The 25,973-nt window shown below is 41.5% G+C and carries 25 protein-coding genes; 22 read left to right on the forward strand and 3 right to left on the reverse strand.

The annotated features are described in order from the left end of the window. Positions 1–62: 62 nt before the first annotated feature. The 20 genes from ACQKEV_RS03415 to ACQKEV_RS03510 all read left to right on the forward strand — a co-directional run bounded on the left by ACQKEV_RS03415 (position 63) and on the right by ACQKEV_RS03510 (position 20,046). Positions 63–2,252 carry an EAL domain-containing protein gene (locus ACQKEV_RS03415; protein WP_427443375.1) on the forward strand — a complete coding sequence of 730 codons (2,190 nt, stop codon included), beginning with the start codon at positions 63–65 and terminating at the stop codon, positions 2,250–2,252. A 392-nt stretch (positions 2,253–2,644) separates the two neighbouring features. After that, complete coding sequence (upp, locus tag ACQKEV_RS03420) at positions 2,645–3,274, forward strand: uracil phosphoribosyltransferase (RefSeq protein WP_269926296.1); 630 nt, start codon at positions 2,645–2,647, stop codon at positions 3,272–3,274. 1,156 nt (positions 3,275–4,430) lie between these two features. Then, positions 4,431–4,643, forward strand: a complete 213-nt coding sequence (locus tag ACQKEV_RS03425; protein ID WP_427443377.1) for an AtpZ/AtpI family protein — start codon at positions 4,431–4,433, stop codon at positions 4,641–4,643. Positions 4,644–4,883: 240 nt separating this feature from the next. Next, positions 4,884–5,594, forward strand: a complete 711-nt coding sequence (gene atpB / locus ACQKEV_RS03430) for a F0F1 ATP synthase subunit A (RefSeq protein ID WP_427443379.1) — start codon at positions 4,884–4,886, stop codon at positions 5,592–5,594. A gap of 57 nt (positions 5,595–5,651) precedes the next feature. Continuing rightward, positions 5,652–5,876 carry a F0F1 ATP synthase subunit C gene (atpE, locus tag ACQKEV_RS03435; protein ID WP_427443381.1) on the forward strand — a complete coding sequence of 75 codons (225 nt, stop codon included), beginning with the start codon at positions 5,652–5,654 and terminating at the stop codon, positions 5,874–5,876. Positions 5,877–6,027: 151 nt separating this feature from the next. Beyond that, entirely contained in the window at positions 6,028–6,561 is a 534-nt protein-coding gene (gene atpF / locus ACQKEV_RS03440; protein ID WP_427443383.1) for a F0F1 ATP synthase subunit B, read from the forward strand. Beyond that, positions 6,558–7,094 carry a F0F1 ATP synthase subunit delta gene (locus ACQKEV_RS03445; RefSeq protein ID WP_427443385.1) on the forward strand — a complete coding sequence of 179 codons (537 nt, stop codon included), beginning with the start codon at positions 6,558–6,560 and terminating at the stop codon, positions 7,092–7,094. Before atpF ends, ACQKEV_RS03445 begins: the two co-directional genes overlap by 4 nt. A 27-nt stretch (positions 7,095–7,121) precedes the next feature. Then, positions 7,122–8,630 (forward strand): F0F1 ATP synthase subunit alpha, encoded by a 1,509-nt coding sequence (gene atpA, locus ACQKEV_RS03450; protein WP_427443387.1) that lies wholly within the window; start codon positions 7,122–7,124, stop codon positions 8,628–8,630. Between the two features lie 42 nt (positions 8,631–8,672). After that, positions 8,673–9,530: an ATP synthase F1 subunit gamma gene (gene atpG / locus ACQKEV_RS03455; protein ID WP_427443389.1), complete on the forward strand. Its 858-nt coding sequence runs from the start codon at positions 8,673–8,675 to the stop codon at positions 9,528–9,530. A 30-nt stretch (positions 9,531–9,560) separates the two neighbouring features. After that, positions 9,561–10,976 (forward strand): F0F1 ATP synthase subunit beta, encoded by a 1,416-nt coding sequence (gene atpD / locus ACQKEV_RS03460; protein WP_427443391.1) that lies wholly within the window; start codon positions 9,561–9,563, stop codon positions 10,974–10,976. Between the two features lie 24 nt (positions 10,977–11,000). Continuing rightward, on the forward strand, positions 11,001–11,408 hold the full coding sequence (locus tag ACQKEV_RS03465) for a F0F1 ATP synthase subunit epsilon (RefSeq protein WP_427443393.1): 408 nt from the start codon (positions 11,001–11,003) through the stop codon (positions 11,406–11,408). A 384-nt stretch (positions 11,409–11,792) separates the two neighbouring features. Continuing rightward, complete coding sequence (locus ACQKEV_RS03470; RefSeq protein ID WP_427443395.1) at positions 11,793–12,029, forward strand: DUF1146 family protein; 237 nt, start codon at positions 11,793–11,795, stop codon at positions 12,027–12,029. Positions 12,030–12,402: 373 nt separating this feature from the next. Further along, entirely contained in the window at positions 12,403–13,704 is a 1,302-nt protein-coding gene (gene murA / locus ACQKEV_RS03475) for a UDP-N-acetylglucosamine 1-carboxyvinyltransferase (protein ID WP_427443397.1), read from the forward strand. Positions 13,705–14,643: 939 nt separating this feature from the next. Next, entirely contained in the window at positions 14,644–15,567 is a 924-nt protein-coding gene (spoIID, locus tag ACQKEV_RS03480; RefSeq protein ID WP_427443399.1) for a stage II sporulation protein D, read from the forward strand. Between the two features lie 35 nt (positions 15,568–15,602). Continuing rightward, complete coding sequence (locus ACQKEV_RS03485) at positions 15,603–16,262, forward strand: peptidoglycan DD-metalloendopeptidase family protein (protein ID WP_427443401.1); 660 nt, start codon at positions 15,603–15,605, stop codon at positions 16,260–16,262. Between the two features lie 55 nt (positions 16,263–16,317). Then, entirely contained in the window at positions 16,318–16,590 is a 273-nt protein-coding gene (locus ACQKEV_RS03490; RefSeq protein ID WP_427443403.1) for a sporulation transcriptional regulator SpoIIID, read from the forward strand. A gap of 920 nt (positions 16,591–17,510) precedes the next feature. Continuing rightward, on the forward strand, positions 17,511–18,506 hold the full coding sequence (locus tag ACQKEV_RS03495) for a rod shape-determining protein (protein ID WP_427443405.1): 996 nt from the start codon (positions 17,511–17,513) through the stop codon (positions 18,504–18,506). 50 nt (positions 18,507–18,556) lie between these two features. Beyond that, a complete protein-coding gene (locus tag ACQKEV_RS03500) occupies positions 18,557–18,853 on the forward strand; it encodes a DNA-directed RNA polymerase subunit beta (RefSeq protein WP_427443407.1) in 297 nt (98 codons plus the stop codon). A gap of 134 nt (positions 18,854–18,987) precedes the next feature. Continuing rightward, entirely contained in the window at positions 18,988–19,431 is a 444-nt protein-coding gene (gene fabZ / locus ACQKEV_RS03505) for a 3-hydroxyacyl-ACP dehydratase FabZ (protein WP_269926315.1), read from the forward strand. Positions 19,432–19,734: 303 nt separating this feature from the next. Further along, positions 19,735–20,046 carry a hypothetical protein gene (locus tag ACQKEV_RS03510; RefSeq protein WP_427443409.1) on the forward strand — a complete coding sequence of 104 codons (312 nt, stop codon included), beginning with the start codon at positions 19,735–19,737 and terminating at the stop codon, positions 20,044–20,046. Between the two features lie 123 nt (positions 20,047–20,169). On the opposite strand, the gene ACQKEV_RS03515 is transcribed toward ACQKEV_RS03510, so the two are convergent. Next, the gene (locus ACQKEV_RS03515) at positions 20,170–20,607 is read right to left on the reverse strand and encodes a YwpF family protein (protein ID WP_427443411.1); all 438 of its coding nucleotides are present in this window, start codon (positions 20,605–20,607) and stop codon (positions 20,170–20,172) included. A 264-nt stretch (positions 20,608–20,871) separates the two neighbouring features. On the opposite strand from ACQKEV_RS03515, the gene ACQKEV_RS03520 reads away from it, so the two are divergent. Both ACQKEV_RS03520 and ACQKEV_RS03525 read left to right on the forward strand, forming a co-directional pair. Further along, entirely contained in the window at positions 20,872–21,291 is a 420-nt protein-coding gene (locus tag ACQKEV_RS03520; protein WP_427443413.1) for a single-stranded DNA-binding protein, read from the forward strand. An 80-nt stretch (positions 21,292–21,371) separates the two neighbouring features. Beyond that, entirely contained in the window at positions 21,372–21,515 is a 144-nt protein-coding gene (locus ACQKEV_RS03525) for a hypothetical protein (protein ID WP_427443415.1), read from the forward strand. 147 nt (positions 21,516–21,662) lie between these two features. Here the strand turns inward: ACQKEV_RS03525 and ACQKEV_RS03530 are convergent, their stop codons facing one another. Then, positions 21,663–24,395 carry a DEAD/DEAH box helicase gene (locus ACQKEV_RS03530; protein WP_427443417.1) on the reverse strand — a complete coding sequence of 911 codons (2,733 nt, stop codon included), beginning with the start codon at positions 24,393–24,395 and terminating at the stop codon, positions 21,663–21,665. Next, complete coding sequence (locus ACQKEV_RS03535) at positions 24,392–25,942, reverse strand: SWIM zinc finger family protein (protein ID WP_427443419.1); 1,551 nt, start codon at positions 25,940–25,942, stop codon at positions 24,392–24,394. The genes ACQKEV_RS03530 and ACQKEV_RS03535 overlap by 4 nt, the downstream gene beginning before the upstream one ends. Positions 25,943–25,973 lie beyond the last annotated feature (31 nt).

A 25,973-nucleotide genomic window follows, 5' to 3' on the forward strand; every position in this document is an offset into this window, starting at 1 on the left:
GCTTTTTCTGTCGAATTAAACTACGATAAGATGAAGAAGAAATACCGAAGGGGGTTGGAGTTGTGGAGACAAATTATCCAAGACAATTAAGCAAAGATTTACTATTTGATTGGTTATGTCGTTTAGGAGACCAATACCAAACGAGTTTTGTCGTGACCGATCCAGATCAACCAAACAACCCGATAGTCTATGTAAATAATGCGTTTTTACGATTAAGTGGCTATTCCCGCGAGGAAGTCCTTGGTGAAAATTGTCGTTTCCTGCAAGGTCCAGAAACGTTAGCCAGCTCCGTTTACAGCATACAAAATCAACTTGAGGATGGACATCCTGTACATACAGAACTATTAAACTATCGAAAAGATGGAACTCCATTTTGGAATGAATTAGTCATCCAACCGCTTCGCGATGAAAAAGAAAACCTCTTATATCATATAGGGTTGCAAATGGACGTGACCAATCGAAAACAAACGGAAGCGCTGTTTGTCGTGCAACAAGAAATCTATCAAGGTATAGAAAAAGGGTACGCGCTAAATGTATTGCTTCAAAAAGTATGTGATGTGGCAGAAAGTTTCTTCCAACAACATACGAAAAGCTCGATTTTATTGCTGGATTCTGATGACCGTTTAATCGTAGCAGCAGCTCGTTCACTACCAGAGAGTTACAACCAGGCCATTCACGGAACGAAAATCGGATTAAATGTAGGTTCATGTGGAACGGCCGCGTATACGAAGGAAACAGTCATCGTTACGGATATTGAAACAGATCCTCTTTGGGCTGACTATCAGGAACTTGCCCTATCCTATAACTTACGAGCTTGCTGGTCCATTCCGATCGTGACGCAAGACCAAAAAGTCGTAGGAACGATTGCGACTTATTTTACAAAACCAAATAAACCGCGTGACGTTGACCTAGAATTCATAGAACGTTTGGCGCCGCTTATTTCTCTTGCCGTTAAATACTCGGATCATCAGGAAGAAGTATTGCGACTTGCTTATATGGACTCTGATACAGGTATTCCAAACCGACATTACTTCGTTAATGAATTAAAAGATTTAATGAATGAAAATGAACCCGGATTCGTTGCCATTATAGAGCCATCCGAGTTTGCACATATTGGAGATGTATATGGTCGTGCTGCTGCAGATGATTTAATCAAGCAAATGTGCCAGCGTATTCAACGTGTTTGCAGACGATCAGACGATGTCATCGCCCGGTTTGCAAGCCCTGCATTGATACTAGCTAGTTTAATTCCACCGTATGAAATTGATCGTTACACTTCCCGAATTATGGGCATTGCCAATGATCCATTCCTTATTGGGGAAGAAGAGGTCTTTATTACTCTTAAAATTGGCGTCATTCCTTTCCAAGGAAATTTAATTAATAGTGAAGAATTGATTCGTTCTGCAGATACCGCCATGTCAGACGCTAAGAAAAGGGCGGGGAATGCCTTGTCCTTCTTCACGGTCGATCAACACGAAGAAGCGAAGCGGGAACTTTCCATCATTAATCATCTTTCACATGCTTTGCAAAAAGATGAATTCTCCGTTCATGTCCAACCAAAAGTGGATTTACATACTGGTGAAATATTGTCATTTGAGGCTCTGGCAAGATGGTCTTCCAAAGAACTAGGTGAGGTACCGCCTGATGTTTTCATTCCAGCGGCTGAAAACTCCGGTAAAATCAGAGCGATCGAAAAAATTGTCTTAACGAAAGTGTTGAAGTGGCTTCAAAGACGTAAACAGCATGGCAAACGCTTGATGCCAGTTGCCATCAATATTTCAACGGATCACTTTTTCCATCCATACTTTGTCGCAGATTTACGACAAGCGATGCAAAGCTTTGGCATTCCAACGAAATATATTCGCATCGAAATCACGGAAAGTATTGGTCTTGTCGATTTCGAAATGGCGAAAAACATCTTTGAACAATTAAAACTAGCAGGATTTGAAAGTTCAGTTGATGACTTCGGCATGGGCTTCTCATCCCTAAGCTATTTGCAACAATTGCCGGTAAGTGAAATCAAAATCGATCGAAGCTTTATCTCGAAAATTGAAAACGAAGGCACGCTCGCGATAGTCCGTACCATCGTTCAGCTTGCCAACAATTTAAATATGCAATCCATCGCAGAGGGCATCGAAACCGTGGAGCAACTCACTATCCTTCGCACCATCGGATGCAAACGCGGCCAAGGCTACTACTTCTACAAACCAATGGCGTTCGAAGACATCGATGCGATTCTGGATAAACAATAAAACTAAAGACTGCCCAGGCAGTCTTTTTTTGCGGTCAACCTCTCCAACAGCAGCGTAGCGAAAACCAAACTAATTTGCCCCCTCACACTACTTGTTCGGGGTATTTTTGTGGGGAAACTGGGTGGAGGGGGAATAAACCTTGGATGAAGCGGAATAAATGGAGAGTGAAAATGAATTAAGCAACCGCGAAAGGGATTAAGCTGCTCACCAAAAGAAACATTTCAAAATGAGAGGGAATCACCAAAAACCGCTCCTATCTGAGTGGAACCTTTAACACAGTTACGGTATCATATAATCTGAACTTTCTTAAAAATGTAAATATGAAGCAAGTCGAGCGTTTTCGATATTTTCTGCTATAATAGATAAAGTTTGAACGTAAAGGAGAGGACATAATGGGAAAAGTATACGTATTTGATCATCCATTGATCCAACATAAATTAACATATATCCGTGACAAGAAGACGGGTACAAAAGAATTCCGTGAATTGGTAGACGAAGTGGCAACATTGATGGCTTTTGAAATTACACGTGATATGCCTCTAGACGATGTAGATGTTGAAACACCTGTAACAACTGCAAAAGCAAAAGTATTGTCAGGTAAAAAACTAGGCATCGTGCCAATTCTACGTGCAGGTATCGGAATGGTAGATGGTATTTTGACATTAATCCCAGCGGCAAAAGTCGGTCATATCGGCTTATACCGTGATCCAGAAACTTTACAACCTATCGAATATTATGTGAAGCTCCCAGCAGACGTTGAAGAGCGTGATTTTATATTAGTAGACCCAATGCTTGCAACGGGTGGATCTGCACTTGTAGCAATCAATGCATTGAAAAAACGCGGTGCGAAAAACATTAAATTTATGTGTCTAATCGCCGCTCCTGAAGGTGTGGAAGTTCTTCAAGAAGCTCACCCTGATGTTGATATCTACATTGCTGCCCTTGACGAAAAATTGGACGACCATGGTTACATCGTGCCAGGACTTGGCGACGCTGGTGACCGTTTGTTCGGAACAAAATAAGTAAGCGACGTGCAGGAAAAATGGCCGTTCTTTAGTGAAGTCGGTTCTTGTATTGCCTGATACGACTGAACGTCCATAAGGAATTGCAGCCGGTAAATTGAAACTGGCTGGTACGGACGAAGAAGCCAAGAAGAATCGTTGAAACGTTAAAAGTCTATTTATATAAGTAGAAATTACAAAAAGGGACCGCCTTGGCAGTCCCTTTTCTTGTTTCTACATAATTTTAGTTGAAAAAATATAGAGTCACGTAGCAAATATCGAGGTTCACGTAAGAAAATCAAGAGTTGAAGTAGGAATTATCTAGTTTCCGCGAAATATCCTCTTGAAAAAAGGGAATATAGCAAAGAAATCATCATATGGTACCGCCTGAGCAGCCCCTTTACAGTGTCTACAAAATCTCAGTTGTAAAAATCGAGGTTCACGTAGGAAATAACGCGGGTGACGTAGGAAAAATCACGGTTGACGTAGGAATCACATAGTTTCCGCGAAAGATCGCTTTGAAACAAGCGGATATAGTAAAGAAATCATAACAGGGGACCACCAGGGCATTCCCTTTACAGTGTCTACAAAATCTCAGTTGTAAAATTCGAGGTTCACGTAGGAAATAACGAGGGTGACGTAGGAAAAATCGCGGTTGACGTAGGAAAAATCAGAGTTCACGTAGGAATCACATAGTTTCCGCGAAAGATCGCTTTGAAACAAGGGGATATAGCAAAGAAATCATCATATGGAACCGCCTTGGCAGTCCCTTTTCTTATGTCTACAAAATCTTAGTTGTAAAAATTAAGACTCACGTAGGAAAAATCGCGGTTGACGTAGGAATTATCTAGATTCCGTGAAAGATCGCTTTGAAACAAGTAGATATAGCAAAGAAATCTCTTAAGCCGAGAAAAACAGATAGTTAACATACTAAATAATTCTATTTCCATAACAACTTATCCTGCTGTTCCCAAATTTGTCGACAATATGTCGAGTGAGGCGACTTTGTGAAGTTTTTCACGGGAATCAATTGACATCATTTTACCCCTATTGTATGCTTACAAAGGGTATGAATGAGAGGGCTTTCATGGGTTGAAATAACGCTGAAACCTTATCATATCTGCTTTCTATCAGGTTCACGGTTTTTACAAAATACTGCAAAAACGTGAGGATTATTATGCGTCAAACGAGACGTCCTTTTCAAGAAATGGCCCTTTATTCGGCTATTCTCTCACAACTTGTTGGTTCTATTTTAATCGGAGTTTTCACTGGAATGTGGCTTGATGATAAAATAGGTACCACCCCGTTATTTTTAGTACTTTTTCTGTTCATTGGCCTTGCAGCCGGTGTAGCAGCCATGATTCTGACCATTCGAATGAGCAATTTGTGATTTCGAACGGTATTTATGTATAGGAAGAAACTATTGTTAAAGTTTCAAATGCAAGACCATACATAGTAACAGCATTCCGTGTTAAAAATCCCTTGCAACAAATTCTTTCAGCTTGCCATGAAGAATGTCGAATCCTGAAAGAACATGAATTCAGTAATCTCGATTGTCTACTATTAATAGTAGACAGGATTATATACATGAAAAACTCTATACCGAATTGTGAAAGAGAGGTGAATGCACGTGCATCATGAGAACCCGACGGTGGTATGGCTTGGGCTTACGTTCAACCTATCAAACGTTATGATGCTAACAGTAACGGCACTTATTGTTCTATTAATTGCAGTAGTTTCTACTCGGAACTTAAGTTTAAAGCCAACTGGTATGCAAAATTTTATGGAGTGGTTAATGGACTTCGTAAAAGGGATTATCAAAAGCAATATGGACTGGAATACAGGTGGACGATTCCATGTTCTGGGTCTCACGCTTATCATGTTCATCTTTGTTGCGAACATGTTAGGTTTACCATTTTCAATCGTTATCCATGGTGAATTGTGGTGGAAATCTCCAACCGCAGATCCAATCGTAACGATGACGTTAGCAGTTATGGTCATGATATTAACTCATTACTATGGCATCAAATTAAAAGGCGTTTCCGAATACGGAAAAGATTTCTTAAAACCTTTACCGTTCCTTCTGCCCCTTAAGATTGTAGAAGAGTTCGCCAATACGGTTACACTTGGTCTTCGACTTTACGGGAACATTTATGCAGGGGAAGTATTGCTAGGTTTACTAGCAGGTCTTGGTGGCGCTGGTATTTTAGGTTTTGCAGGAGCTTTGCTTCCAACATTAGCTTGGCAAGGTTTCTCAATATTCGTCGGAACGATTCAATCGTTCATCTTCGTCATTTTAACAATGGTTTATATGTCTCATAAAGTGAGTCATGATCATTAAGTATAACTTGTTCAATATGAACAAAGAAAAAACAAAACTCAAGGAGGCAACACACACATGGAAGGTTCAATTGGTATTTTAGCAGCAGCAATCGCAATCGGTTTAGGAGCTCTTGGAGCAGGTATTGGTAACGGATTAATCGTTTCAAAAACAATCGAAGGTATGGCTCGTCAACCTGAAGCACGTGGTTTATTACAAACAACAATGTACATCGGGGTTGCATTAGTAGAAGCACTTCCTATCATCGCAGTAGTTATCGCGTTCATCGTTTTAAACCGATAATATATAAAGACTTAAAAATGACAATGGCGAAGTTGATCTTTGACGATTCTTCGTCATTCTCTTATGAATGTTTGAACGTTTTGTAAAATAGAAAACTCATCTGTTTAGATTCAGATAAAGACTTGAAGCTCTTGAAGGGAGTGAAACAATCGTGTTTTTGGATTACCTCGTCCTAAATGCCACTACAGAACATGCTGTTGAAGCACTTAACACTGGTGACATTTTTGCTACTTTAACCGTTTTCATCCTTTTGATGTTCCTATTGAAGAAATTCGCATGGGGCCCATTAATGGGTGTAATGAAACAACGTGAAGATTTGATTGCAAGTGAAATCGAAGCTGCTGAAAATAGCCGCCTAGAATCACATCAATTATTAGAAGAACAACGTGCCCTTTTAAAGGAAGCACGCACAGAAGCACAAGCGATTGTTGAAAACGCGAAGCAACAAGGCGATGCACAACGTGAAGAAATCATCACAACTGCACGCGCTGAAGCAGGCCGTTTGAAAGAATCAGCTGTCCGTGAGATTGAAACAGAAAAAGAAAAAGCTATCGCAGCAGTACGCGAAGAAGTTGTATCTCTATCTGTTCTTGCAGCATCTAAAGTTCTTGGAAAACAAATTTCTGAAGAAGATAACCGTGCGTTAATCGAAGAAACGATTGCGAAGGCAGGCGATGTAGTGTGAGTCAATCAACTGCAGCGAAACGTTATGCCCTAGCATTGTTTCAACTAGCACAACAACATAACCAACTAGCTCACGTGGAAGAAGATTTCCGTGAAGTGAAAGTGGTATTTAAAGAAAATCGCGAATTGCAAGTAATGCTTGCATCTCCAAAACTTTCTTTAGACCGTAAAAAAGAGTTGATTCGTGAGTTATTCGGTAAAGCTAATCCATTCGTAGTGAATACACTGCAGGTGTTAATTGACCGTAAACGAATCAATGAAGTAGTAGCAGTCGCTACTGAATTTGAAACACTTTCAAACGAAGCACAAGGTATTGCTGACGCGAAAGTATTCTCTACACGTCCTTTGACTGATGATGAGCGTACTGCGATTTCGTCTGCATTCGCACAGAAAGTAGGAGTACGATCTTTACGCATTGAAAACGAAATTGATCCATCATTGATTGGTGGCATTCGTCTTCAAATCGGAAATCGTATTTTCGATAGCAGCGTAAGCGCTAAGCTAGACCGCTTGAAAAAACAACTTATTGGTTAATATTATGAAATGAAAGAGGTGACATACATGAGCATCAAAGCTGAAGAAATCAGTGTCTTGATTAAACAGCAGATTGAAAATTATCAATCTGAGATGAAAGTTAGCGATGTGGGTACAGTTATCCAAATTGGTGATGGTATCGCTCGTGCTCATGGTCTCGACAACGTCATGGCTGGAGAGTTATTGGAATTCTCTACCGGTGTTATGGGTATGGCACAAAACTTAGAAGCTAACAACGTTGGTATTGTTATTCTAGGGCCATATGCAGATATCAAAGAAGGCGATGAAGTACGTCGTACAGGCCGTATTATGGAAGTACCAGTTGGAACAGAAATGATTGGCCGTGTTGTCAATCCACTAGGCCAACCAGTTGATGGCTTAGGCCCAATCAACACAACAAAAACTCGCCCAATCGAAAGCCCAGCACAAGGTGTTATGGCCCGTAAATCGGTTCATGAGCCATTGCAAACTGGAATTAAAGCGATTGACGCATTAGTGCCAATCGGCCGTGGTCAACGTGAGTTAATCATCGGTGACCGCCAAACAGGTAAAACAGCTGTTGCGATCGATACGATCCTTAACCAAGCTGACCAAAACATGATTTGTATTTACGTAGCAATCGGTCAAAAAGAATCGACTGTACGTAACGTAGTTGAAACGCTTCGTAAAAACGGTGCGCTAGAATACACAATCGTTGTTACTGCTTCAGCATCTCAACCAGCTCCATTATTGTACCTAGCTCCTTACACAGGTATCACTATGGCTGAAGAATTCATGTTTGATGGCAAGCACGTACTGATTGTTTATGATGATTTATCTAAACAAGCTGCTGCTTACCGCGAACTTTCATTATTACTTCGTCGTCCTCCGGGTCGTGAAGCTTATCCAGGGGATGTTTTCTACTTACATAGCCGTTTGTTAGAGCGTGCTGCTAAGTTGAATGAAACACTTGGTTCAGGGTCAATTACAGCTCTTCCATTCGTTGAGACACAAGCTGGAGATATCTCTGCTTATATTCCAACAAACGTAATTTCGATTACGGATGGACAGATCTTCTTACAATCTGACCTATTCTTCTCAGGTGTACGTCCAGCAATCAACGCGGGTCTTTCAGTATCACGTGTTGGTGGTTCAGCTCAAATTAAAGCAATGAAAAAAGTTGCGGGTACACTACGTCTTGACTTAGCTGCATTCCGTGAGCTTGAAGCATTCGCTCAATTCGGTTCTGACCTTGATAAAATAACTCAATCCAAATTAAACCGTGGTGCACGTACAGTAGAAGTATTGAAACAAGACTTGAATAAACCACTTAAGGTTGAAAAACAAGTTGTTATTCTTTACGCTCTTACACGTGGTCACTTAGATGATATTCCAGTTCAAGATATCGTTCGTTTCGAGAGCGAATTGCACAGCTGGTTAGATTCAAACCACACAAACGTTTTAGATCACATCCGTACAACAAAAGATCTTCCTGCTGACGAAGACTTAGTAAACGCGATCTCAGCGTTTAAAAAGACATTTGCTAAATCAGAGTAATCTTTTTGGATGAATAAAAAACGATAAGGTGGTGAAATACCAGTGGCATCATTACGCGACATTAAAAGCCGAATAACATCGACAAAGAAAACGAGCCAGATTACAAAAGCGATGCAAATGGTGTCGGCTTCGAAATTGAACCGTGCAGAATTGAATGCGAAATCATTCGTTCCTTACATGGCGAAAATTGAAGAAGTTGTAGGAGCAATCGCTTCAGGAACTAGCGAAAATGGGCATGCAATGCTCAAATATCGCCCTGTAGTTAAGACGGCTTACCTCGTCATCACTGCTGACCGTGGACTTGCGGGTGCATACAACAGTAACGTGTTACGTGCTGTAACGAATGCAATTCGTGAGCGTCACACATCAAATGATCAATTTGTAGTCTTTGCAGTTGGACGTATCGGTCGTGATTTCTTCACGAAACGCGGCATTACAGTAATTGAAAGTGCAGTCGGTTTACCGGACCAGCCTTCATTTGCTGATATTAAAGAAATAGCGCGCAAGGCTGTTGGTATGTTCACAGAAGGTATGTATGATGAACTTTATATGTACTACAACCATTTTGTTAGCGCCATTCAACAAGACGTTACAGAGAAAAAGGTGCTTCCGTTAACGGACATCGCTATGACAAGCACAGCTGCTTCATATGAATTCGAGCCTTCAGGCGAAGCAATTCTTGAAGTACTGCTTCCGCAATATGCGGAAAGCTTGATCTACGGTGCTTTACTAGACGGAAAAGCAAGTGAACATGCTGCACGTATGACAGCAATGAAGAGCGCAACCGATAACGCAAGTGAACTAATCAGTTCATTAACATTACAATTCAACCGTGCACGTCAAGCAGCGATTACCCAAGAAATTACGGAAATCGTCGGCGGCGTAGCGGCTCTAGAATAGAAGAAGTAAGTAAGACAGGAGGGAACAAGTATGAACATAGGACACGTTCTTCAAGTAATGGGTCCAGTTGTTGACGTTAAGTTCAACAACGGCCAGTTACCAGCAATCTACAACGCATTGACAGTTGCGATTGAACGTCCAAACCAAGAGCCTACAACGTTAACTCTTGAAGTTGCGTTACACCTTGGTGACGACTCTGTCCGTACAGTAGCTATGTCATCTACAGATGGCTTGAAGCGTGGTGCGGAAGTTACAGACGCTGGATCAGCAATTACAGTTCCAGTTGGTGACATCACATTAGGTCGTGTATTCAACGTACTTGGTGAAGTAATTGACTTAGGCGAAGAGATCCCGGCTGAATTACGCCGTGACCCGATTCACCGTCTTGCACCAACGTTCGAACACCTTTCAACGGAAGTTGAAATTCTTGAAACAGGAATCAAAGTAGTAGACTTATTAGCTCCTTACATCAAAGGTGGTAAAATCGGTCTCTTCGGTGGTGCCGGTGTAGGTAAAACTGTACTTATTCAAGAATTAATCAATAACATCGCACAAGAACACGGCGGTATCTCGGTATTCGCAGGTGTTGGTGAGCGTACGCGTGAAGGAAATGACTTATTCCATGAGATGAGCGATTCTGGCGTTATCAAGAAAACAGCAATGGTATTCGGTCAAATGAACGAGCCGCCTGGTGCACGTATGCGTGTTGCCTTGACTGGTTTAACAATGGCTGAGTATTTCCGTGATGAGCAAGGTGCAGACGTACTATTGTTCATCGATAATATCTTCCGTTTCACTCAAGCAGGTTCTGAGGTATCAGCCCTTCTAGGCCGTATGCCATCAGCCGTTGGTTACCAACCAACACTTGCTACTGAAATGGGTCAATTGCAAGAGCGTATCACGTCTACTAACGTAGGTTCTGTAACATCGATCCAAGCGATTTACGTACCTGCCGATGACTATACGGATCCAGCTCCAGCAACAACATTTGCTCACTTAGATGCAACAACTAACTTAGAACGTAAACTTTCTGAGATGGGTATTTACCCAGCTGTAGATCCTTTGGCTTCAACTTCTCGTGCATTGTCACCTGAAATCGTTGGCGAAGAGCACTACACAGTTGCTCGTCAAGTACAATCAACACTTCAACGCTACAAAGAACTTCAAGATATCATCGCGATTCTTGGTATGGATGAGTTATCTGATGATGACAAGTTAACGGTTAACCGTGCTCGTCGTATTCAGTTCTACTTATCTCAAAACTTCCACGTAGCTGAGCAATTCACTGGCCAAAAAGGTTCATACGTACCAGTTAAAGAAACAGTTCAAGGATTCAAACAAATTCTTGATGGTAAATATGATCACCTTCCTGAAGATGCATTCCGTTTAGTTGGACGCATTGAAGAGGTTATTGAAAAAGCGAAAAGCATGGGCGTTGAAGTTTAATAACAGGGACCAGGAGGGGAAAAAATGAAGACCATCAAAGTCAATATTGTCACTCCCGACGGCCCGGTATACGATTCTGAAGTCAACATGATCATTGCCACTACAACAACTGGTGAAATTGGTGTGATGCCTGGACACATTCCAATGGTTGCTCCACTTAAAGTGGGTGTCATTCGTTTGAAAAAGGAAGGAACAACTGAACTCGTAGCAGTAAGCGGCGGTTTCTTGGAAGTTCGACCTGACCAAGTATCCATTCTGGCTCCATCAGCTGAAGTATCTAGCACAATTGATATCTATCGTGCGAAAGAAGCAATGAAACGTGCTGAAGAACGTCTGAACTTATCAAAACAAGACGACGTCGATTTCAAACGTGCGGAACTATCATTGAAACGCGCAATGAATCGTATCAACGTTAATGAGGGTAACATCTAATAAAAGATGCGAGTCGAGGAGTAGTATTCTCCTCGACTCGTTTTTTATGGATTTGTGAGTAAATCTGCATTCGAATGTGGTTATTACATTTCGCAATTAGATTTCGAGAAATGGATTGAGGATATCAGCAATTTGCACGTTGTTATCGATGAATAGGAAGGATCTTTTCACTTCATCTTAGGAAATCTGCATTTCTACTTACGATATCTGAATATGATTACTGCTTGTCTGGTATTGTGCATTATCTAATATTAATTGTTTCAACATGATTCGAGCGTATTTAAAATAATTCACCAATGGCATTCATGCTAAACAATGATTTTTAAGAAAAGAATTTCCTAACTTTGTATAAACACTTCTTAAACGAAAAAGGAGCAATCACATATGTATACACAAATTGGACAGCAAGCAATTCTCGGCATATTATCTCATGCATTTTTTATCGGTATTACATTTTTTGCACTTCGTGCAGTCATGATCGAAAAAGTGGTCAAAAAACAACATGTTTTTCAAGTGCAACTTTTATACATTTTATTGAGCATTGCTATCGGATCAACCGTGTCGAACTTCTTTCTGAACATGTCGAATTGGTCGAAACAGCTACCGTATCTATTGTCTTAATGTGTCCTCTTTATGTCCATAAAGATGAATTAGGTATTCGTAGCTATGGCCATGGAGAGAACGTATTATTACCCGGGAAATAAATTGTCGAAGAATGGTTTAAACCTATATAACTAGGGAATTAGTAGTGAGAATAAGTTGATGAAAAGAGTTTATATGAGTTTCATAAATGACCGACACAAAGGACTCGTGACTTACGTATCATATAAGACAGTTACTAGTCAAAAAGTTTTTAACAAATGAGGGAATGGATACTTGTTTTATAGAGAAAATGACTGTAATATGAGAAATGTTTTTATTCCTAACTAACGACATCATACGAGTTTAATCGACACATAGAGAAAATCAATATACAAAACATGGAGGGTCAACATTGGATAAAATTATTGTAAGAGGCGGCCAAAAGTTAACAGGAAAAGTAAGAGTAGAGGGTGCAAAAAATGCGGTATTACCGGTTTTAGCAGCAGCACTTTTAGCGTCAAAAGGGAAAAACATCATTCGTGACGTAGCGAATTTAGCAGATGTTTATACAATCAATGAAGTATTAAAAAGTTTAGGTGCAACAGTGCAATACTACCCTAAACAAAACGAAGTCATCATTGATTCTTCAGCTACTTTATCAAGTGAAGCTCAATTCGAATACGTGCGTAAAATGCGTGCATCCATTTTAGTAATGGGTCCAATTTTAGCTCGTAACGGATTTGCACGTGTAGCACTTCCAGGAGGCTGTGCAATCGGTTCCCGACCAATTGATCAACACTTAAAAGGCTTCGAGGCAATGGGTGCTGAAATTTCATTTGGACATGGATTTGTTGAGGCAAAAACAAATGGTCGCTTAAAAGGCGCTAAAATTTACATGGACTTCCCAAGTGTTGGGGCAACTGAAAACATCATGACGGCTGCAGCATTGGCAGAAGGTACTACTATTCTTGAAAATGCAGCAAAAGAGCCTGAGATTGTTGATTTGGCGAACTTCATCAACGAGATGGGTGGACGTGTTATCGGAGCTGGAACTGACACGATTCGTATCGAGGGTGTTGAGGAATTAGAAGGAACACTTCACCACATCATCCCTGACCGTATTGAAGCAGGCACATTTATGGTAGCAGCTGCTATCACTAAAGGTGATGTGACAATCGAAAACGCTGTGCCTGAACATATGGCAGCTTTGATTTCCAAAATGGAAGAAATGGGTGTTCAAATCAATGAAGAAGTAGACGGACTTCGTATCCGTGCAACTGAAACTTTGAAATCAGTGGACATCAAAACAATGCCACATCCTGGTTTCCCAACTGACATGCAATCGCAAATGATGGCATTAATGTTAACGGCAACAGGAAATGGTATGCTTACTGAAACAGTATTCGAAAATCGCTTTATGCACGTAGAAGAATTCCGTCGCATGAATGCTAACGTGAAAATCGAAGGTCGATCAGTTATCATGCAAGGACCATCTGATTTACAAGGTGCTGAAGTAGCAGCAACAGACTTACGCGCAGCGGCAGCATTAATCTTAGCTGGCTTAGCTTCAGAAGGTGTAACACGCGTTACTGAACTTTACCACCTTGACCGTGGCTACGTGAACTTCCACTTAAAATTACAAGCTCTAGGAGCAGACATTGAACGCGTTTCATCTACATCATCTGATGAAAAAGTGATGCAACAAACAGTTTAATTCTCATATCCTATCCTATTCCAAAAACCGACATCTTATACCCAAGATGTCGGTTTTTTTTGTGGGTAATTTTTTAGGTGAAAACTCCATTCAACGAAGGGGAGAGAGGGATTTTTAGTGTATTCATGTTTGTTAGGAAATGTTCCTGTTCCAGACCAAATTATTTTGAAGTGCGAGAGCAGGATGGTTAGTTTCCGCTGCGCTGCTGTGAAGGAATGAGGTTTTATATTGATTAATTCCTTTAAGCCTTTTGTTTTTTGGGGTGAGCGGACGCTCAGTCTGACTTTTAGCGCTTCACGTCTGAAAAAATGAAGTTGACGTCTGAAAAATGGAGCATCACGTCTGAAAAATTGCGGATGACGTCTGAAAACGCTGTGCTAAAAGTTGCCGCACCACGAGAGACTTTATCTCGTTTGCGGCAACTTTAAACTTTTTCATTCTAGAGTCTTGGTTAGTTCCCGTTCACCCAGTGACTCTCACAAAAATACCCCGAACACGAAGTGAGAGGGGGCAAAATGGTTCGTTTCCGCTGCGCTGCTGTGAATGAATGAGGATTTATATTGATTTATTCCTTCAAGTCTTTTGTTTTTTTGGGTGAGCGGACGCTCAGTCTGACATCACGTCTGAAAAATTGCGGTTGATGTCTGAGAACACTGCGCTAGAAGGTGCCACACCACGAGAGACTTTATCTCGTTTGCGGCAACTTTAAACTTTTTCATTCTAGAGTCTGGTTAGTTCCCGTTCACCCAGCTACTCTCACAAACATACCCCGAACACAAAGTGGTAGGGGGCAAATTAGTTAATTTCCGCTATGATGCAATTTGAAAAGTCTACCACTATAAATAAAAGATGAAATCTAGATAACTCCCGTGCAAACCTAGATAAATTCTAATGCTCTCTGTAAATCATATTCTTTACTCTCTCTTCATATATTCGACCATGAGATACTTAGCCATTGTAATCGCCTGTCTCTGTTTATTCCTCCTGCCACTGCAACTGATTAAAAAGTTACCGAAAGACGGGCAAGAGTCAGCAACGCCCCCCGGCAGTGAAGCGGCATGTGAACCCATACTGATTCGCGTGGAAGGGCATGCTGAGCCGTTTCCGTTAGAAGACTATGTCAAAGGTGTAGTGCAGGCAGAAATGCCGGCTACCTTCCAGCTAGAGGCCTTAAAAGCGCAAGCCATTGCAGCACGCACTTATGCACTTAAAACAACAAATTTCGGTACAACATCTATTAAACCTACTACTTCACACCAGGCGTTCATTTCACAAAGCGAACGCATATCCCCTCCAAACATCGCACAAGCAGTTACAGAAACAACCTCACAAGTTCTTACCTATAATAATGAACTCATCACAGCCATGTTTTTTTCAACAAGCAATGGAAGAACGGAAAGCGCAGAAGGGTATAGCGGGAACGAAATTCCTTATTTAGTGACTACGGACAGCCTGGGGGATACCATATCTCCGAAGTTCTTCAACACGAAAACTTTCACGCTGAAGGAATGGAATGATGCGTTCGGCTTCACTTGGACTGCCGATCACTTCAAGACACTAGTGCTGACGCCGAATGAATCACAACGAGTCAAACAAATGACAACCGCCAAACATGAATGGACTGGCCGTGAAATACGGGATATTTTAGGCCTCCCCTCCACGGACTTTGAAATAGACGCATCCAATCCAAATCTCATCACCGTATCTACGAAAGGATTCGGGCATGGAGTCGGGATGAGTCAATACGGTGCAAACGCCATGGCACAGGAAGGGAGTAAGGTGGAGGAGATCTTGAGACATTACTATCCGAAGACGGAAATAAAAAATTTCCAATCTATTCAATCCGCATGTTTAAAACCTTGAATCGCTGACAACACTAGCATCAAGAGGTGATGAATATGCGAGAGGAAAAATCTAACAGTCCTTCTCTACCAAAAAAATCAAGTAAAAAACAAACGTGGCTTTGGCCGGCGATTTACGTAGGATTTTCGCTATTATTTGTCGGCATGATCTGGGGGTACAATGCGTTTATTGGCTCTGACAGTGATGTTGCAGATGGTCCACGTACGGATGCCAATGGAGCTACGGAAGAAGTTGCAGTAACGTCTCAAGAAGAGAACATGAAATTCCCATTCGATGAAGCAGCGCTTGATCAAATGACCATTCTACAAGATTTCTATGATCCAACAGCTTCGGAAGAATCACAAGAAAATTCTCTTCTTGTATTCAACCAAACTTATGAAACAAGTAACGGTGTTACCATTTCAATTGAAGGCGAACCGTTTGAAATTTTAGCTGCAATGAGTGGAACTGTAAAAGAAGTTAATGTTGATCCATTTATTGGAGACGAAATCGTTCTTGAACATGAAGACGGCCTAATTACTCAATATCGTTCAGTAAAAGAAATTTTAGTTAAAGTCGGCGACCATGTACAACAAGGTCAAGCGATGGCAACATCAACTGAAAATGAATTCAACCCAACAGCTGGCGTTCATTTACAGTTTGAAGTGTTCGAAAATGGAGAAGCAGTAAATCCACGTAACTATTTGGCGTTCTAATTGCCATCTTTAAGGCATACGGTATAGGAAACGTTCGGTACGGAAGGATGCGGTCTTGCACGAACAGATCCGGAAACGTTGCCTAGAGCTTGGCGTCATGGTGCAGGAAACGGGCTTAACGGTACGCGCGGTTGCAAAGAAAACGGGCTACTCGAAGAGCACGGTGCACAAAGATTTAACAGAACGTTTAAAACTAGTAAATGAAGCACTGGCCAAAGAAGTTAGTGAAATCCTTGCCTATCATAAGGCCATCCGGCATATTCGGGGCGGGGAAGCAACGAAACAAATGTGGAAACTAAAAGAAGAACACACAGAAGAAACGTCATGACGACACACTCGTCATGACGTTTTCTTTATATATATCATAATTTTTTTTGATTGCAGGTGATTCCTACGTGAACGCCGATTTTTACAACTAATCGTCATAACCATCGCTCAAACTTAGGATCAAAGTGTCTTTTTTCCATAAAATGTGGACATTTAAGAAGAACACACGGAAGAAACGTCATGCCGTTTTTTTATATATATCATAATTTTTTTGAATCGGCAGCCGATTCCTACGTGAACTCCGATTTTTCCTACGTGCTCCCCAAATTTTCCTACGTCACCCCCGTTTTTTCCTACGTGCCCCTCGATTTTTACAACTGAGAATCATATCCTTCGTTCAAACTTAGGATCGAAGGCTCTTTTTCAAACACACGGAAGAAACGTCATGACGTTTTTTTATATATAACACAAATTTTTGGAAATCAGGTGATTCCTACGTGACCGTCGATTTTTCCTACGTGCCCTCCAAATTTTCCTACGTCAACCCCGTTTTTTCCTACGTGCCCCTCGATTTTTACAACTGAGAATCATATCCTTCGCTCAAACTTAGGTTCGAAGGCTAGCTTTCCTATAAATGTGGAGAATACAAGGAAGAAACGGCATGACGACACACCACAATCGTCTTGAATACCAGCCGATTCCTACGTGCCCTCCAAATTTTCCTACGTCAACCCCGATTTTTCCTACGTGACCCCCGATTTTTACAACTGAGCGTCATCTCCATCGCTCAACTCAGTATCGAAGGCCGAAGTCTTCGCTTTTTCATGGTTAAAACCATACCAGACCTTAATTTCAGGCACGGGACTATTTACTGAAAAAAGATGTAATTAATTGCTCTGTATGATAGAATAGTCAGTTAGTAGAGACAAAGATAGAGATCGTCAACTATTATGGGAATTGTAGGAAGGGGAAACAAGGTTCATGTTTGCTAAAGATATTGGAATTGACCTTGGAACGGCGAACGTATTAATACATGTTAAAGGCAAAGGAATTGTATTAAACGAACCGTCAGTTGTAGCAATGGATCGTAAAACGAAACGCGTTTTGGCTGTTGGTGAAGAAGCACGCCAAATGGTAGGGCGTACTCCAGGGAATATCGTGGCAATTCGTCCACTGAAGGATGGAGTAATCGCTGATTTTGATGTAACAGAAGCCATGCTAAAACACTTTATAAATAAATTGGATGTTAAAGGATTTTTATCAAAGCCACGTATCTTGATTTGTTGTCCGACAAATATCACGAGTGTGGAACAAAAAGCAATTCGTGAAGCGGCAGAGAAATCAGGCGGCAAAAAAGTGTTCCTTGAAGAAGAACCAAAAGTAGCAGCGATTGGAGCAGGGATGGATATTTTCCAGCCAAGCGGCAATATGGTTGTTGACATTGGTGGGGGCACAACAGATATCGCAGTACTTTCAATGGGTGACATTGTAACGTCCGAATCGATTAAAGTAGCCGGCGATGTATTTGATAATGACATTTTACAATACATTAAACGTCAATATAAATTATTGATCGGTGAGCGTACCTCTGAAGATATTAAAATCAGAATCGGTACGGTATTCGCAGGTGGACGCAATGAAGAAATGGAAATCCGTGGCCGTGATATGGTCACAGGTCTTCCGCGCACCATTGTCATCCATTCGGAGGAAATTGAAAGATGTTTACGAGAATCTATTGCAATGATTGTGCAGGCTTCAAAAAACGTTCTGGAAAAAACACCTCCTGAATTATCTGCAGACATTATTGACCGTGGTGTAATTTTAACAGGTGGCGGCGCATTGATGCATGGAATTGATTTCTTGCTTGCTCAGGAATTGAAAGTTCCGGTATTAATTGCCGACAACCCAATGGATTGTGTAGCAATAGGAACGGGCATTTTGCTTAATAATATTGGTAAAACTTCCACTCGACTGTAATATCCAACAAATATACATGCACAATTGGTGGACGATAAGGAGAACGGCGAATGACGAATGAAGTAAAAGATAAACAACAACAGGTGAATAAGCCAGTTGCTTCAAACCGAAAACAGCATAAAGCTGAAAAAGCCGAGGCTAAGGAACAAAAGAAAACGTGGTGGGTTCAAATCCGTCTTTTCCCGATTTGGCTTCGCATTGTTTTGGTACTTGCTCTTATCGTTGCTGCAATTGCAGCAGGATTAACGATTGGCTATGGTTACATCGGCGACGGGCAACCAAAAGATGCCTTGAAATGGGAAACATGGCAACACATATTAGATCTACTCAACGGTAAAGAGTCGTAATCGGACTCTTACAAGATTTCCAATAAAATTACTGTCTAGCTCCAAGCGCCAGCCAGACCCTTCATATCTAATTGTTTTTCACCGAGGGAGTCGAGCTAAGTGGCGCTTTACGCTTTTCTAATGGAGGTACTACATTGACACTATCAGCTCAACAAATTCAAGCGATTTTACCACATCGTTATCCATTCTTACTGGTCGATCGAATCACTGAAATTGAGGACGGGAAACGTGCAGTTGGTTTAAAGAACGTCTCAATCAACGAAGACTTCTTCAATGGGCATTTCCCGGGATATCCTGTAATGCCAGGTGTACTAATTATCGAAGCGTTGGCACAAGTGGGCGGCGTAGCATTATTGAACAAAGAAGAAAACAAAGGACGCCTGGCATTTTTGACAGGTGTTGATAACTGCCGTTTTAAACGTCAAGTCGTTCCTGGCGATCAGCTTCGCTTAGAAGTGGAATTTGTAAAACTTCGTGGAGCAATGGGCAAAGGTCATGCCATTGCAACAGTAGACGGAGAAATCGCTTGCGAAACAGATATTTTATTTGCTCTAGGACCAGTTGTAGAGAAAGAATAATCTCAATACGACAAGAACTCGTAGTTTAATGCTAATCGTCTTGGGAATAATGAAACAGATGATATAGCCTTTTTTCGAAAATTATATGTGAACCACCGTCTGAAAAAAATTGCAAAAATTAAAATCATGCAAAAACAGCTTTACACCCAATATAATTATGCGTGTAAAGCAGAAGCGGCATACGTCGAATTCATTTTAAAAGAAAAACAAAACGCATAGTCGGATAGTTCCTTCCTTTCCCGGGCAACCTACAGTGAATCACACAATGTGTGGTGAACAATGCCGGAAAGGAGGGAATTTTTTATGTGGAAAAAAGCTTCAATGGTATTTGGGATGAGTGCACTCTTACTTGTCGGCTGTAACATGAATAATAAGGACGACGTTCCAGAAAACGAAACCCCAATGGAAAATGACGTAGAAAACGACGTAAACGATGTACGTGAGGATACCCAAGATGTAGTACCTGGAACTGAAGGGGAAAATAAAGTGGATCCAACACTAGAAGACGAAAACAAAGCAGAAGATAAAGACATGATGGAAGACCCGAATACAGATGAAGAAGAAATTCTTGAAGACGACATGGATGCACGTGACGCGGATGACAAAGACAAATAATGATGAATAAAGTGAAGCACAGTTGTCTTTCCTAATTGAAATGAATCAAAAAATTGATTGAGTTTCTGACGTTAAGACGTAAACCTGGGCTTGCTGAAAACAATAAAAAAAGACTCGGCTAAATTAAACTTTAGCTGAGTCTTTTTTAAGTTGTGGTCTTTTTTGCATGTCTTCTTCGAAACGAGTGACAAGGGCATCACCGGATAACCCACTCGCAATCAGCTCTGCCAACAATTGTTCTGCATACTGACGACGAACTCGTTTTAAAGTTCCTTGGAATAACACCGAAACATAATCCCCGATTTCTTTGACAGCATATACCGCTACTTCAAAGCTTGCAGGTTCATTTTCAGGATATGAAATGACAACTTTCACTTCGATTATTTCACCGGAACCTTTATATTGCTCAAAAAAAGTACTGTCTTTTTTATCGACATACATTTCCAATATCCACGATCGGTGGCTGTTTTCTTGATTGATGATGATGCCATCCACAAGTGGAATCGAGATGGTTTGGTCCCCTTGAACCAATGTCATGGATAACATTTTAAAGGTTTTCAATAAGCTCACAGCCTTTCCGCAAAGTTCAATTGACTCTATTATATCATAGACTTTAAAAATCTTAGGAAAGTAGCCAAAATCGAATTTTGACGAAACTCCTAAAGCTTACAGCCACCTAGCTTAAAGAACACTTTGTTAATATGTGGAACTAGCAAAATTGAATTTTGCCATGCAGAAAATGGGGCAAAATGAATTTTTGGCACTTTGCACACAATTAGATGTGCTTTGTACAATAAATTCAAGAAGCGGGAAGGAGGTGAATAAATGAATCAAATTGGGATGATTGGGCGTATGACAAAGGATCCGGTACTCCGGCATTTGTCTGAAGGCAGGGTGCAAGCAAGTTTCGTACTGGCTGTACAGCGTACCTACAAAAACGCAAAAGCGGAAGATGCTGATTTTGTGTTGTGCACGGTATGGGGAAAACTTGCTGAACACACCGTAAAGTATTGTGGAAAAGGCTCGCTCGTAGGAATCAGTGGACATATCCACTCGAGATCCTACCAAAAAGAAGATGGCAATCGCATCTTCGTCACAGAAGTGATCGTTGAAGAAGTCCAGTTTTTACAGACGAAACCGAAAGCAGGAGAATCTTCTGAAATCCCTCATATGAAAAAAGAATCGCAAGCAAAACGAGACTTCATTTTCTCTGAGGAAGAGCACAAAGAATTGCCGATTGTGTAACTAAGATTGTTCCACGGTTGACCGCACCGTTGGTTAGTACACAAGATTTCTCAAATCCAAGAGAAAGGAATTCACCCAATATGAAAGCTATATCAACTGATCATCTCATTCGAATGGAACTACATATGGAACAACTGATTCGTATGATTGCGAATTTGAATGAGCGTATCCAAGTGCTCGAACACAGATTGACCGAACCCGCACTACGCGTAGTGGGCAAATAAGATTATTCACGATTGACAAGAGAGGAAACCGGCCGCGTGAAGCACGGCCGGTCTTGTACATATGAACGACAGCTAAGCCGAATTAAAGCGTAGTAATGCCCCATAAAAAAACACCTGTCGGAAATCCGACAGGCATCAATATTATCATTAACCTAATGTAAGCAGTTCTCTTAAATCATCATCAGCTAGTTCAGTAATCCACTGGCTCGATTGAATCAAGTCTTCCGATAAAGCCTGTTTATCGGCAAGCAATTTATCGATTTTCTCTTCAATCGTCCCTATCGTCACGAACTTATGCACATGGACAAAACGTGTTTGGCCAATACGATATGCACGGTCAGTCGCTTGATTTTCAACTGCTGGATTCCACCAGCGATCGGCGTGCAAGACATGATTGGCAGCTGTTAAGTTAAGACCTGTTCCGCCAGCTTTAAGTGACAGAATGAATACAGGGAACTCTTTTTCCTGGAAGGCTTCAACCAAACGATCACGCTGTGCTTTTGGCATACTACCTGTTAAAAATGGCGGATCGATATTGTGCAGTTCGCTTAAGCAATGCTGCAACAGATGTCCCATCCCGATATACTGAGTGAAAATGAGGCATTGCTCACCACGTTCGGCAATTTCAGCAGCGAGCGTAACGATTTGAGCCAGCTTTTCAGAACGCTCCATCATATACTCCGCTTCACCAAACCCCTCTTTCAGATAAAGGGCTGGGTGATTACACAATTGCTTCAGCTTGCTCAACATTTTTAAGATAAGACCTTTTTTCTCAAAGCCGGTCAGTGTTTCTAGTTTGAACAGCGTCTCTTGAATCAAGCTTTCATAAAGTGCTGCTTGCTCCGTCGTTAACGGGCAGTACTCACGCTGTTCTTGTTTGTCCGGTAAATTCAACAATAAGTCCGGATCCTGCTTCGTCCGTCTCAGTAAGAAGGGGCGGATTTTGTTACGCAGCTTTTGTTTATGATTTTCCGATTCATCCCGCTCAATCGGAGCAATGAAGTTATCCTGGAATTTACGGAAGCTACCTAAATAACCTTTATAAATGAAATCAAAAATAGCCCATAGTTCAGACAGACGGTTTTCAACCGGTGTTCCTGTCAGTGCCAGATGATGTTCACCGCGTAACTTTCGAATTGCACGACTTTGCTTCGTGTGCATGTTTTTGATGTTCTGTGCTTCATCCAGTGTCACACTGGCCCACTCGATTTCACTCAAAGCTTCAGCATCCTGAGAAGCCGTTCCAAACGTTGTCAACACGACATCCGGTTTCATGGATATAAGTTCACTTGCCATTGATTCATCTTTAGAACGCGTCTGGCCGTAATGCACATGAACATCCAAGTCAGGCGCAAATCGAGCAAGTTCTTTCTGCCAGTTTCCTAATACGGAAGTGGGGCAAATGATAAACGATGGCTTATCGGTTTGCTTCGTGCGATGTACATGGAGCAAATACGCAATTAACTGAACCGTTTTCCCAAGTCCCATATCATCCGCTAAACAAACACCGAATCCTTGTTCACGCATGAAGACAAGCCAGTCAAAGCCTTGTTGTTGGTAAGGTCGAAGTTCCGTCAATAAGTGCGGTGACACGATCGTTGTCGGTAAGCCTTTTTTATCTTGAAGCTGCTCTAAATATTTTTGAAGTAATTGATTCAGTTCGAACTGGAATAAAGGATCTTCCTCTTCTTCCAAATTATCTTCATCCAGCACTAATGCATCTGGCAGTTCGCGGAAAAGTAATTCTTTAACGGTCCAGTCTTCAGATTCGGTTTGTTCCATCAACTGGCGAATCTCATGCATCCAGTGTGAATCAATACGGAACCACTCGTTGCCGGCACGGATATACTCACGATTTTCTTCGACCATTTGCTTAAATTGATCTTCCGTGATGGCTTGACCATTTAACGAAAAATGCCAATCGAAAGTAAGGATTTCATTGAGGCCGGCAGTCGTTTTAAAGGAAGCGGTCTTAGCATTCGACTTAACGCGAAGTTTCGACTCTTTTACCGCTTTCAACCAACCTGGCAAAATCACTTCAAAACCTAGCGCTTGCAAACGGGCTGCATCGTCACGCAAAAAGTGTCGAACATCCAAATCACTTAACGTCCGAGATAAAAATCGATCTGTATCCGCTTCAATATTCATTAATTCCAGCATATTGGCTTGTGTTTCGTGCACATAAGGTGCGTGAACTTTCCACTTATCAGGCAATGCATCGGCAATCGAAGATTCTTTCTTGCGAAAAGCGGGTGTCCAGTGCACTGAACTTTTCTTGCCACGAACCACAGTTTCAAGTAGCCATTCATCCGAGAATGATTCTGGCTCACTAAGACGAAGTGCCACGTTGACATCCGTATGACCGCTTTGAGCTTGCAACGGCCAGCCGCCTTGTTTAAAGAAGGGGAGAAGTGTTGGGATATCCGCCATCGTTAAACCGGCCCCATACAATTTCTGTTGAATCGCTGACGTCAGCATCACTTTTGCATCCGGTGTCACTTCTTCTGTTGTCAGTACAAGAGAACCTTCTTCAAATTCAATGTCGTTCCAAAGTGTAGGCGAACTCCATAAGTGAGCGGCTTGTTGGATCGTTGTAATTGTCGACTCATCTTCCTGAGCATAACCGCTTACGTGCACGTAAGGGTGTTTAACGATCGGTGAAAACAGTTCAACTATTTCCAAAGTTGAAAAACGAGTTTCTTCGTCATGGTGCAAACCGTAAAAAGACGGTTCATGTTGAAAGGAAAGAAATGAAATCCATTGCTCTGTAAATAAACGCATGCCTTCCTCATTGTAGGCATGCACTGTTGTAAACCCATCATCCATTGAATCGAATGACAGAATTAAATTTTTCATGAAAGGCGATACACGGGAAGTCATAAAGGCAAGTTTCCTTTCTGTATCTCTTCTTGAAGCGCACGCAAGCGTCGGTATTTCGCTTGGAGTTCGCTCACATAATTGTTCCAGTAATCGGTTTTGCCACTTTTCTTCGCAGCCGATTTCATCTTTTTCCAAATGCGTACGGCTTGTTTATAGTTATGGCGATTGCGCTCACGCACTTCTGTCAGGGCAAGTACATGATAAAGCGGTAGTACGGTTTCAGGCGCTTCCTGAAGAACCGTCTTCAAGCCACAAGATTCGGCATAATCAAGCGTTGACCCAAATCGGTGATGCAGTGCCACCCAATCTTGATAACGCTGTTGATCTATCAAGAAATCGGAATAAGCACGGACGCCAAATGAACCAAATTGCCAGAATAACTGCTCACGCTCAGCATCGGGCATTTCGATGAATTTATACAATGCATATAATTTTGATACGAAAACGGAACGGTTCCATGCAGATAGGTGACTGTTCACATATTCAAAAATATGCGGTCGCATCGCATGCAAAATAATCGTCAACGACGCCACATCATCCTGTTCTTTCGCAAGCTTCGCCAAATGCATCCATTCCGGCATATCGCTTGGGAGAATGCGATCCGTAATCACTTTTAATTCGTCCGGTTTTTTTAACAACAAGCAGAACAATGCCCGGAATAAATCATTATTGAGATTTTTGTCTTCGTTTAAATAAGCAAACTCTTGTTCACGACGGGCTTTTTCTGTCAGTAAAATCACCCAATAGGCATGGAACAAATTAAATCGAAGGTCAGCCATCGTTTCCAGTTCATAAACGATATGACGAACATGAAGCACGAGTGCATCATAAAAAGGATCAGCAGAGAACAAACGTGGTTTGCTCGACAAATTCAACAGCTGATGCTGTATATCTTCAATATCAGTCTGAATCGTGGCACGGAACAAATTTTCATTCATATCTTCGCTGACATCAAACAACATACGAAGCAGCATCGTTTTGGTATATACCTCGTAAAGAGGCTGCCATTCACGTTCAAACGGCATAAACTTCTTCAATTTTTGTTTCATTTGGTTAATTGAGTTGTCGATGAAATAGCGTTCTTTCCATGACCAATCACCCGACACGGCATTGAACGTCGATTGAACAATGGCGTTCCAGCTTTCTGGTGTTCGTTCATTAGCAAGGAGCGATAGCTGTTCCGACTTTTTCAAGCGCCATTCCTGGAGCCACTCGGATAAAGAAAACTTTTGCATATATAAACTGAATATAACGGCTAAGCAATGACGGCATAGTCGTTTTTCCGGACAGGAGCACGTGATTTGCTCTTCTAATAAATGAATCGTCACGATGGCAGGACTTACATCTTGCACTTTTGCTTCGAGTAAATGTTCGTACGGATCATATGAAAGCGCACGTACCGCTCCATTGCGAACGGAAAAAGAGGCACGTCGGACCAGCTCCTCATCCTCTTGATGAGAAGGGTGCAAGTCTTCTGCAATTGACTCCATCCATTGCTGGACATGGGTTTGGTAGCGTACGGCAATATTAAATAACGAATGGCTCAACAACAACATCTCCAAAAAAAATCTTTCCTTT

The sequence above is a fragment of the Paenisporosarcina sp. NPDC076907 genome (assembly GCF_050269735.1).
In the GTDB taxonomy this organism is placed as follows: domain Bacteria; phylum Bacillota; class Bacilli; order Bacillales_A; family Planococcaceae; genus Paenisporosarcina.